This window comes from uncultured Eubacterium sp. (assembly GCF_934295145.1).
GTDB lineage: Bacteria > Bacillota > Clostridia > Lachnospirales > Lachnospiraceae > Eubacterium_I.
Genome location: NZ_CAKRAS010000001.1, coordinates 91028 through 102492, shown reverse-complemented (window position 1 = coordinate 102492; position 11465 = coordinate 91028). Strand labels below are relative to the sequence as shown.

Annotated in this window: 10 protein-coding genes and 1 other RNA gene; 1 reads left to right on the top strand and 10 read right to left on the bottom strand. The window is 42.4% G+C overall.

Annotated elements, in window-relative coordinates; genetic code table 11:
• Nucleotides 1–53: 53 nt before the first annotated feature.
• The 9 genes from ssrS to Q0I54_RS00385 form a co-directional block, all read right to left on the bottom strand.
• A non-coding RNA gene (gene ssrS / locus Q0I54_RS00425) (6S RNA) lies at nt 54–233 on the bottom strand.
• A gap of 63 nt (nt 234–296) precedes the next feature.
• Entirely contained in the window at nt 297–716 is a 420-nt protein-coding gene (locus tag Q0I54_RS00420) for a cytidine deaminase (RefSeq protein ID WP_296115545.1), read from the bottom strand.
• A 5-nt stretch (nt 717–721) separates the two neighbouring features.
• Nucleotides 722–1372: a deoxyribose-phosphate aldolase gene (gene deoC, locus Q0I54_RS00415; protein ID WP_296115543.1), complete on the bottom strand. Its 651-nt coding sequence runs from the start codon at nt 1370–1372 to the stop codon at nt 722–724.
• 230 nt (nt 1373–1602) lie between these two features.
• Entirely contained in the window at nt 1603–2553 is a 951-nt protein-coding gene (locus Q0I54_RS00410; protein ID WP_296115541.1) for a branched-chain amino acid ABC transporter permease, read from the bottom strand.
• Between the two features lie 15 nt (nt 2554–2568).
• Nucleotides 2569–3435, bottom strand: coding sequence for a branched-chain amino acid ABC transporter permease (locus tag Q0I54_RS00405; protein WP_296115540.1), 867 nt, complete (start codon nt 3433–3435; stop codon nt 2569–2571).
• Between the two features lie 28 nt (nt 3436–3463).
• A complete protein-coding gene (locus tag Q0I54_RS00400) occupies nt 3464–4183 on the bottom strand; it encodes an ABC transporter ATP-binding protein (protein WP_296115538.1) in 720 nt (239 codons plus the stop codon).
• Nucleotides 4180–4908 carry an ABC transporter ATP-binding protein gene (locus tag Q0I54_RS00395; RefSeq protein WP_296115536.1) on the bottom strand — a complete coding sequence of 243 codons (729 nt, stop codon included), beginning with the start codon at nt 4906–4908 and terminating at the stop codon, nt 4180–4182. Before Q0I54_RS00395 ends, Q0I54_RS00400 begins: the two co-directional genes overlap by 4 nt.
• A gap of 136 nt (nt 4909–5044) precedes the next feature.
• The gene (locus Q0I54_RS00390) at nt 5045–6325 is read right to left on the bottom strand and encodes an ABC transporter substrate-binding protein (RefSeq protein ID WP_296115534.1); all 1281 of its coding nucleotides are present in this window, start codon (nt 6323–6325) and stop codon (nt 5045–5047) included.
• Between the two features lie 188 nt (nt 6326–6513).
• Nucleotides 6514–7824 (bottom strand): ABC transporter substrate-binding protein, encoded by a 1311-nt coding sequence (locus tag Q0I54_RS00385; RefSeq protein WP_296115532.1) that lies wholly within the window; start codon nt 7822–7824, stop codon nt 6514–6516.
• Nucleotides 7825–7914: 90 nt separating this feature from the next.
• Between Q0I54_RS00385 and Q0I54_RS00380 the strand changes: the two genes are divergently transcribed.
• Entirely contained in the window at nt 7915–9771 is a 1857-nt protein-coding gene (locus Q0I54_RS00380; protein ID WP_296115530.1) for a sensor histidine kinase, read from the top strand.
• A 25-nt stretch (nt 9772–9796) separates the two neighbouring features.
• On the opposite strand, the gene Q0I54_RS00375 is transcribed toward Q0I54_RS00380, so the two are convergent.
• Nucleotides 9797–11377: a response regulator gene (locus Q0I54_RS00375; RefSeq protein WP_296115529.1), complete on the bottom strand. Its 1581-nt coding sequence runs from the start codon at nt 11375–11377 to the stop codon at nt 9797–9799.
• Nucleotides 11378–11465: the final 88 nt, after the last annotated feature.

Here is an 11465-nt window from a genome sequence, read left to right as displayed (position 1 = left end):
TTATCTTTTGTATTTTATTATTTTCTCTTTTGTAAAGTAAATCTTTTTCTTTCGTGATCCCAGAGTGCCGTTCCTGCAATTTTGACTCCTAGCAACGCTAGGGGGGCTTCCGCAACCAGTCTTCTGCCTTCCACTGCGAATTCGGTGGCCTGGCATCCAGCCGGCAATATAAGATTCCCATAAAAGAAAATGTAGGTTCAAAATAGCAGGGTTCTCGTACACCCCAGGAATTGCTTTCGCTATATCTGATTATACTTTACTATGTGCATCTTGACAATAAAAAATTCAAATTTTTTTCAGGAAAGTTCTGGCGCTGTTGCCAGTTTTTCTTTCTTTAAGGAAAACGCATATGGCAACAGTTCTCCCAAAGTTGCGGAACCATATCTGCCATCACAGCTTAACATGATCACTTCAAAATCCGGCTCACAAAATTCTGCCATCACCTGACGGCAGACGCCACAGGGAGAAGTCAGCTCCTTGCTGTCACTGATAATCGCAATGGCTTTAAACTCACGATACCCTTCCGAAACCGCTTTAAATATGGCCGTGCGCTCCGCACAGTTTGTCGGTCCATACGCAGAGTTTTCGATATTGCATCCGGTAAAAATTGTACCGTCTTTACACAGCAGTGCTGCACCAACATGAAATCCCGAATACGGCACATATGCTTTTTCTTTTGCTTCCTGTGCTTTCTGAATCAGTTCTGTCAAATCCATCTTACTTATTCTCCGTCCTGCAGCATTGCGATTGCACTGCTTGTACCAATTCGACTGCAGCCTGCAGCGATATAATCTTCCATATCTTCTTTGGAACGGATACCACCTGCTGCTTTGATCTTTACATTCGGTCCCACATGCTGCTTCATCAAAATTACGTCTTCCAATGTCGCACCACCGGTTCCAAATCCGGTTGAGGTCTTGATAAAATCTGCACCTGCTTCTGTCACTGCTTCGCACATCCGGATTTTTTCTTCCTCTGTCAGATAACAGGTCTCAATGATAACTTTTAAGATTTTATCTCCTGTTGCTTCCTTGAGCAGACGAATCTCCTCTGTTACCTGCGGATACTGCTGATTTTTTACCATACCGAGGTTGATGACCATATCAATCTCATTTGCACCATCTTCCAGTGCCTGGCGAGTCTCCATCAGTTTCGCCTCTGTACTTGCATTTCCCAGTGGGAAACCGACTACCGTGCAAATGTTTAATTCCGGAAAATATTCATGTGCACGCTTTACATAGCTGCTTGGAATACACACAGAAGCCATTCTGAAAAATCGAGCTTCCTGACACAACTGCTGGATTTCTTTCCAGGTTGTGACTGCCTTTAACATAGTGTGATCCACAAATCTGTACAATTCTTCTTTCTTCATGTCTTTACCTCATTTTTACGAATGATTTTATGATAATATATTTTGTAAAAAAAATCTATACAAACTGATATTTTCAGAAATTGTCACAACAAAGAAGCTTTTTCCTGCTGATCCCGAGCAATAATCACCATAACTTATAGATATTATAAGCAAAGCAAGAATTTCCTATCAAACAAGCAAAATCCCGCAGATGTTCAAACCTGCGGGATTTCTTTAGAAAACTGGGTATGTTAATGTTTTGGAATACTTCTTCTTGGTGATAAGATCTGGAATCCAGTCTTTTTATACAAAGTTCCCATAATACCATCCGGCGCAACCATGATAACAACGATTGCGATGATTCCAAGTACGATATTGGACATACCAGGATAGTTGTACATAATCTGTACGATAATTACGTATAATATGGATCCTACGATCGGTCCTTCCATGGTTCCCAATCCACCGATGATAACAGCGAATGTCATAGCGATGGTCCAGTTGATGGAGAAACCTGTGGATGGATTAATGTAAGCGGTCTGCATATACTGAGCACCACCAATCAGACCCATCATAAAGCATGCGATTACATAACATTTTAATTTTGTTTTGTAAAGCTCTACACCCATGGTTTCAGCTGCGGATGCACTGTCACGGATCGCCATAAGTGCCAGACCTGTTTTTGTTCTCAGAAGTCCGAATACAACTAATACAGCAATCACTGCCACAATCAATGCAGTGTAATATAACTGTTTATTGGACAGGGAGAATACTGTGCTGATACTCCAGTCCTGAGCGTAACCTACAAACTTCCAGTTTGAGAAGAAAATATTTAATGCTTCTGCAATGATCCATGTTCCGATTGCGAAGTATACACCGCTCATCTTAAAGATTGCCGGAGAAACTGCAAGTCCGAACAATGCACAGATCACTGCACCAATGATAATTGCAAGATAAATATTTACGCCATAGTTTACAGAAAGGATGGTCAGTGAATAACCACCGATTCCGATGAAGGCCTGCATACCAAGGGATAACATACCGGCATAACCGCCAAGCAGATTCCACATCTGACTCATGGCCATATACAGGCACATCAAAGTAATAATATTCAACAGATACGGTGAACCGGCCTGCGGAATGATTACAAACATAACTGCGATCACCGCAATTAAGATGATCAGGTTCATTTTTTTCTTCATATTCGTCAGCCCCCTTTACTTTCTTACCGCAGAAGCTGCGAACAGTCCGTTTGGTCTCAGTGCCAGGATTACAAGCAGTACAATGTAAGCGATCAGCATCTGTACACCGGATCCAAATACATATCCACCAACAATCTGAGCAACGCCAAGTACGATACCACCGATCAGCGTTCCGAACAAACTTCCCATACCACCGATTACTACAACACCGAATGCGATGATCAGATACTGTGTACCGGAAGACGGGTAGAATACGAATGTGGAACCAACTAATGTTCCTGCTACTGCTGTGATACCCATACAGATTACCATTGCTGCTGCATAAGCCAGTTTTGTATTTACGCCCATAAGTTCTGCTGCCATTGTATCATCAGAGGTTGCACGGATGGCACGGCCAAAGTTTGTTTTCTGCATTACCAGCGACAGTCCGATGATGATAACACAAGCGATGATAAAACTTGTCAGGTAGCTTGCAGAAATGGATAATACATCTGTAGTAATAACGTTTTTGGATGACAGTGAATTATTAATAGACTGGTTGTCTGCACTGAAGATTTTTAACATCAGGTTGGACAGGAAAATAGAAAGTCCGAAAGTTACCAGCAGCGCCGGTGCCTCACCTTTATCCATAACCTTATTAACTAAGAACTGCTGTATCACGAAACCGAGTACACACATAACGATGACAGATACAATAACGGATACGATCAGGTTGCATCCAAGTGCTCTTGTCATAACAAGTGAAATATAAGTACCAAGAATCATTAAATCTCCATGTGCCAGGTTGGTCAGTCCCATAATACCGAAAACCAGAGACATACCGATACCAATCATGGAGTATAATCCTCCCAGGAGGATACCTGTAACAATACATTGAATCATAATTTCTCAACTCCTTTGTCTAACATGATCAGTGAGAAAATGTATTAATACCGAAGTAAGCATCATTTACTTCATCTACACTTAACTCTTTTGATTTACCCTGCATTACGATTTTACCTTCCAGAACCACATATGCATAATCGGAAGAATTCAGGGAACGGTTTACATCCTGCTCTACGATCAGCATGGTCAGTCCAGTGTCTGCAATCTCTTTCAGTTTTTCATAAATGTCATTGATGACAACCGGTGCAAGTCCCAGGGAAATCTCATCACAGAGAAGAATCTTTGGCTGTGTCATAATTCCACGGCCGATGGCAAGCATCTGTCTCTGTCCACCGGAAAGGAAGGTAGACATCTGGTTCGCTTTCTCTTTCAGGATTGGGAACAATTTATATACATTTTCCAGACGCTGCATACGCTCATCTTTCTTTGCAAGGTAAGCGCCCATCAGAAGGTTGTCCTGTACGGTCATTCTCTCAAAACAGTGGCTTCCTTCCGGTGCCATGGAAAGACCAAGGCGTGCGATCTGGTTTGGTTTTTTGCCTGCAATATTCTGTCCGTCAAAAATAATTTCACCTTTTGTCGGTTTATTTAATCCACAGATGGTATTCATAATTGTGGATTTTCCGGCACCGTTCGCTCCGATCAGGGATACGATGGTACCTGGTTCTACATTAATTGATACGTCTTTCAGAGCAAGGAAATCTCCGTAATGAACGTCAATGTGGTTTACTTCTAACAAACTCATTCGTCGTCTCCTCCTCCCATGTATACTCGTTTAACTTCTTTGGAGTTCATAACATCCAGCGGTTTTCCGGTGATGACATCCACACCGTCAGCCAGAAGCATAACACGGTCAGTTCCTTCCAGCATGGTACGGATGATATGCTCGATCCAGATTACGCTGACACCTTTCTGCTTGATCTCTTTTACCAGATTGATGATCAGTCCTACCTCAGACTCTGTCAGACCTCCACCAACCTCATCCAGCAGTAAGATTTTTGGCTCAGTAGCCAGTGCACGTCCGATTTCAAGACGTTTACGGTCTAACAGTCCAAGTTTTCCTGCAAACAGATCTAATTTATCGTCCAGTTTAATAATTTTCGCTACTTCAATGGCTTTCTCTTTTGCCTGTGCTTCGGACATACCCGCTCCGAATACACCGCCGACCATAATATTTTCAAATACAGTCATCTGTTCAAATGGTCTCGGTACCTGGAACGTTCTTCCGATACCGCCGCGGCATCGCTCTGTCACACCTTCGTGCGCGATATCCTTTCCGTCAAAAATCATGGTGCCGCTGGTTGGTTTTAAAATACCGGTCAGGATATTTAACATAACTGTTTTTCCTGCACCGTTTGGTCCGATCACACCAAGTACCTCATTCTCACCAAGTTCAAAATTGATACTTTTTAATACATGGTTGCTTCCGAATGAGATGCCCAGGTCTTTTACCGTTAAGATTGCACTCAAAACCCTATACCTCCCTGTCAAATTTCTCTTGAGAGAAGAATAACCGTCAGAAAGCACATTACGTTTCCGACGGTTACCTCCTTTTATCTAATCAGGACTTTTCCTGATCGTGTTCCGTTACATTACTGAAGCTTGATTACTCCAGAATTCTGAGTTCAGATGTAACCGGGCAATCCGGAACCTGTGTATTTGCAATGATGTTCTGTGTCCATGTTCCGTCATCATTGTATGTCCACTGACCTGTTACAAGGTTCTGAACAGAGTAATGTTTCTCATTGTAGTTTACATTACCGATAATTGTATCAACGTCAAGTTCATCTGCTGCTGCACAAAGTTTTTTTGCATCCAGGGATCCTGCATTTTTCAGTACGTTGTAAAGGATCTCTACGTTTGCATAATCATAACCTGCGGTAGCCGGTGCGTATTTGTCGCCTGTCAGCTCCATCCATTTATCACCGATTTCTTTACATGTCTGTCCGGAGATGGAAGATGTGTATGGATGATTCGGTGTCCACCAAACCTCGGAGCAAAGTCCGTCTGCCAAGCCGTTAGCACCTGCGGAATCAACGTCCTCTTTGAACAGTGTTGCTTTTGCTACAGTACAAACCTTCGGCATATATCCGGAAGATTTCAGCTGTGAATAGAATGTACCAAAGTCAGATGTAAGCATAACACCGACAACTGCATCACAACCTTCTTTTTTCAGGTTGTTGATGATAGATGTATAATCTGTTGCGCCAGATGTGTAAGCACCCGGATCATAAGCTTGGTAACCGTTGGAGTTTGCGAAATCAGAAATTGCGTTGATCATTGTCTGACCCTCTGTATCTGTTGCATGCATTACACCAACTTTGCCGCCTGCGATACCTGCTGCATCCCATGCATCCTTGAAACAGGAAAGCTCGTTCTCTGTATTGAATCCTGCATGGTAGCTGTATTTGTAATCAGATGTTGCCCATGCCTCATCCGGTGTATCAACGGATAAACATACAACGCCTGCTCTCTCACAAGCTGCTGCAACCGGAACAGTTGTATCTGCTGTATGAGATGTGATCATGATATCGATGTTTTTGCTGGAAATCAGGTTGTTTGCTGCCTCAGATGCTTTTGTTGCATTGGACTCGGAATCGGCAACTACCAGTTCTAATTTCTTAGAAGATCCGTCAACTTCAATTCCGCCTGCCTCGTTGATCTGATCCAGTGCGTACTGTGTCATTTCCTGTGTACCTGCACCAAATGCTGCAAGTGCTCCGGTCTCCGGAATAACGATACCAACTTTAATCGTATCTCCTGATGAACCTTTGGATGCGCTGCCGCCGTCGCCGGACCCCCCGTCCCCGCTGCCACATGCTGCTAAGGATCCGATCATCATTACAGACATTACAACTGCTGCAAGTCTTGCTAATCTCTTTTTCATGTTTTTTACCCTCCTCTAAAAGAACTCTCTAGTATCCTTTCGGTGTCTACATTGTATCTGATTTTTGTACAAAAAAAAATCCGAAAAAATTCAGATTTTATTGAATTTATTCGGATTTCTAAAATAAATATTAAATATTTTCATATTCACTTTTAATTTTGCACAAATAACAATGTTTTTCTTTTGTTTTAATGAGCAGTTTCCACACATTCCTGTGCTTCTTTTATAAATTCCTGTGCATTCAGTTCCCCGGCAAACAGTTTCTTTGTCAGATTCTGCCAGCTGTCCCCGGTTTCCTGCGGAAGCTGCGAATACCAGTCCGGGGTGATCTTCTCCGCAGATGCGATCATCTCATTCAGATCCGATACCGGTTTTGCCACATCGCCGGTTTCCGGATAGGTAATATCCATCAGATTCTGATACCCGTATTCCGTCACATTTGTCTCATTCACCTGTTTTGCAAACTCCAGACAGATCGATGCCGCGTCTTCTTTATACTCTGATTTGGCATTAATACAAATTCCCGGCGTCAGAGAATGATTTGTATCCATAAGATACTGGCTATACGTCTCATCATATGCGTCTGCACAGGAAGGAAACTGTCCCACGAGGAATCCTTTTTCTCCCATATTGTGGATCAGATGATAAATGATGGTGGACTGATGTGGAAACAGCACTGCTTCTTTATTAATAAAATCACGAACAGCTTCTGCATCCCCTTTTTCCATATAATTCTCTGGAAAGGCATGATTTTGCACCATCCACTCCACTTTCTGTGCCGCCTCAAGAAATACCGGTGCAGAAAAATCTATGGTTCCATTCTGCCATTTTTCATATGCATACGGATCGATCCGATTCACGATCATGCCATACAGCATTTCCCCGAGATAACTGTCCTTTTCTCCTAATTCCAATGTTGCATAAGAAGTACCATATTCTTCATTATATGCTGCCACCTTTGTCACCAGCGTCTCCAATTCTTCCCAGGTCTGCGGAATCTGCTCGATCTCCAGTTCTTCCATCAGACTCTGATTACCATAAACTACCTCATACCCATCGGATAGACAGGGGATGATATAATGCACACCATCTTTATAAGGCTGAATGTATTCTTCCTTAAAAGGCACCCTGCTGATATAATCATCCACCGGCATGCACGCCCCCGCATCAAACAGATAATCCGGATAAGAACCTCCCCAAACCAGAAAAATATCCGGCAGTTCATTGCACACAAGTGCAACTTTCAGTTTATCTTTCAGCTGTTCTGTCGAATAGGTCTTTACGTTAATCTCGTATCCATACTGCTCTGCCAGTGTATCCCACAGAAATACATAATACGCTCCCGGCACATTTTTATCAAAAAATGTCCAAACCTCAAGTTCTGCCTTCGCCGGATCCTGTTCCGGAACATTTGTCGTCTGGGTGCATCCTGCCAGAAGTCCCAGAAAAAGTATGGCAGTCAGCAATGCTGCCATCACTCTGTATCGTAAATTTCTCATTCGCATTTCCCCTGTTTTTATTTTATTTTACAAAAAAACTCTCGTATTGTAAAATGAATCTATGTAATTCTTGCATCAAAAGGAGAAGTTATGAAAAAAAAGCACAACGGAAAACATTTTCCATTCTTTTATATATTTAACAGACTGTCCGATTCTGTCAGTTTTACGCAGCGGCTGTTTCTGTCATTTATTTTTATCGCGATTCCTGTGATGGCAGCCCTGTTTATCGGATCGTTTTTCTTTCTGCAGACAAGTACCCATCAGTCCATTGAACAGACCCAGGCCATTGAGGTTCAGAAGCTGAACACCCAGCTACTTGCCATTGTCAATGATGTGGAAAACGTCTCCCGGGAAATGGTCTATAATTCGGACGTTCAGGAATTTATGCAGGACGCAGCCGCCGGAGACCCTTACCCGGAAGATCACAGCACCGCCTACTACATAAACGGTTTTATTTCGAACCGCGATTATATCAACAGTATTGTTCTGACCGGTATGAACCACACGCTTTTTTCCACAGAGCTCGCCTACACGAATGTCTCTTCTTTTCAGAACATTCAGGAAAAATGGTGGTTTCCTTTTCTGGAAGAAAACACCGATTCCTATCAGTGGTATCCTTATGCCCTTCTGGATACAAAAACATACCAGTCTCAGGAAAATAATGAAATTCCAAATCAGATTGACACTTTGATGCTGGCCCGGCCGGTTTTCAGTGTGGCGGACTATCGGACGCAGCTCGGATATCTGATGATCTATCTGGATGATGAATATATCCAAAATCTGTGGCGTCAGATTTCCTTCGGAGACACTACAAACGTCTTTCTGATGGACACGGATAATAACATTATTATTTCCAATGTCAGCATGAAAGATTACTCTGGCATTTTACAGGAACATCTGGTTCCGGACGAAAGCGAGATCATTTCTTGGGAAAATGAAAATTACGTCGTTACCTGCAGCGGTCTGAACCACAACCGCTGGAAACTTTGCATGATCACACCATACAGTGAAGTCAACCACAATGCCTCCGTACTTATGGGCGAACTGATACTGATGATTGCCGTAATCATCCTGATCCTGTTTCTGATGTCCCGCTATAGTGCCAACAATATGGCCCGTCCGGTCATCAGTCTGTCAAAACTGATGGACACCTACCACGGATATGATGACAAAACCATTGACGAGCATCAGATTTCCATCTACAAAGCCCGTACAGATGAAATTGGTCAGATGTACCGTTCCTATGAGCAATTAGAAGAGCGTCTGAATACGCTGATCCAGGAAAATTATGTAAAAAACATCGAAAAAAAAGATGCTGAACTTGCTCTGCTGCAAAGCCAGATCAACCCACATTTTTTATATAATACGTTAGATTCAATTAACTGGATTGCCCTGACAAATGGCCAGGATGAGATCAGCGAGATGATCACGGCTCTTTCTGACACTTTCCGTCTGAGTCTGATGAAAAACAACAGTCCTTTTACGGAACTGAATCAGGAAATCCGCTATATCCAAAGCTATCTGGTTCTGCAAAAATTCCGTTATGAAGACCGGCTCACCTATGACTTTGACCTACCGGAACCGCTTCCTTCTATTTTTATTCCGCGGTTTATCCTGCAGCCGATCATCGAAAACGCCCTAAAACACGGTATCGGTCAGTTAGAACGTGGTGGGCGACTGGAAATTTCTATTTCCATCGATGATTACACACGTATCATCATCCTCAATGACGGCACAAACATTAACCTGATGAAAATGCAGCGGCTCCTTGCCTTTGATCCAAATGACCAGACATTGCTGAATTTTGAAAACGAAGGCTACGGTGTTCAGAATATCAACCGCAGGATTAAGCTGATCTGCGGCACTGATTATGGTCTTACCTACACAAAAACCGACAGTCAGACGGTTTGTACCATCCTCCTGCCGGTTCGCACCAGTGGTGTATAATGTTAAGTGAAACTCCAACTGGGGGTTAATTTTTCTTTCGATAACTGGAGAGTGTCTTTCCGGTATGTTTCTTGAAAATCTGTGAAAAATATGCGTAGTCGTTATAACCGACAGCGCTGGATACTTCATACATTTTCATATCCGTACTGGTCAGATACTCTTTTGCTTTCTCAATTCTGAGATTTGTTACATAGTTGATAAAAGTCACACCCAGTTCTTTTTTAAAAATATCACACAGATAATTTTTGCTGATATTGATATTTTCTGCCACATCCAGCAACGAAATATTCTCATGGAAATGTTCATTGATATAATCCAAAGCTGCGCGAATCATCTTGGACGGTGCTGCCACCTCCTGGGCCGCGATCTGTTCTGCCACAGTCAGAAGCTTCTGTTCCACCAGATTTCTCTGAATTTCCATAGACGGATATTCCAGCTTTAACACACGCAAATCCAGTTCCCTCTGTGAAACAATGTGTTGATCCAGATTGAATTTAAACTGCAGCTGATAAACACGCAGCAAGATCAGAAATGTGACACTGCAACTGTAATCCAGTAGCAGAATCGGTATCTTATCCTGCGGCAGTTCGTAAATCTTATGTAAAACCGCCGACAATCCGTTCATCTCTCCAGTGGTGATCATATGAAACAGTATCTCAATTTCCTCATATGGCATATGGATATTGATCTCATCCGTCTTGATCGGGTTTGCCTCAGAATACTCATCAATGTTTGCTCTCTGCATAAAAATCCGGCGAATGCAGTCATTTCTTGCCTGAAACAATTCCCGGATTCCATGATGCATATGGCTGATACCGCACACCAGCTGGATTCCCTGTCGGCGTTTCTCCTCAGCAAGCCGTCTGGCCTCCTGACGGATCATCTTATAATCTGTCGCTTCAATATGGTATACATAAAAATATAAACTCTCATCCGACAGAAAATCTTCCACCAAACCGAAATCTGAAAATTTTTCTTCACTATCCTGAATCAATTTACCGATCTCCGACATGTAATCTCCCTGCAGATAGGCCTGATCAAAATCTACCTTGATCAGCATAAAATCCGTATCAAACACATCCATTGCGTGATGTTTCTGCAACGTATGATACAGTTTTTCATCAAAGATATTGTCTTCTACCAGAGATAAGAAAAAGCGATTTTTCAATTCCGTGTAGCTATTTTGCAAAAGCAATGCCATATCATCCGCCTGCTGCTTCTGAGATTTCTTTTCCGCCAGTTTTGCATGCATTGCATCCAGCATCTGCTGAAAATCATCTTTTTTAATCGGCTTTAACAGATAATCACTGATACCGATTTTCACTGCACTCTGGGCAAAAGCAAAATCTCCGTATCCGGACAAAATGACAATCTCACTTTCCGGCAGCAGTTTCTTTGCTTTTGTAGCAAAATCCAGTCCATTCATCTGCGGCATTTTGATATCCGTAATCATCAGATCCGGCTGCAATTCCGGCAATACCTCCAGCGCTTTTTGTGGATTCTGAAACACGCCTACCACCTGAAAACCGGATTTTTCCAGGTCAAAGACTTTCTGAATTCCCCTTGTTACAATTTCTTCATCATCCAGTAATAATAATCGATACATAGCTTCCCCTGTATTCTCTCAAGAAAGTGTGCTATCACACACTTACGCGTTTAAAATTATCAATAGCACATCAAATGAAAAAATATGT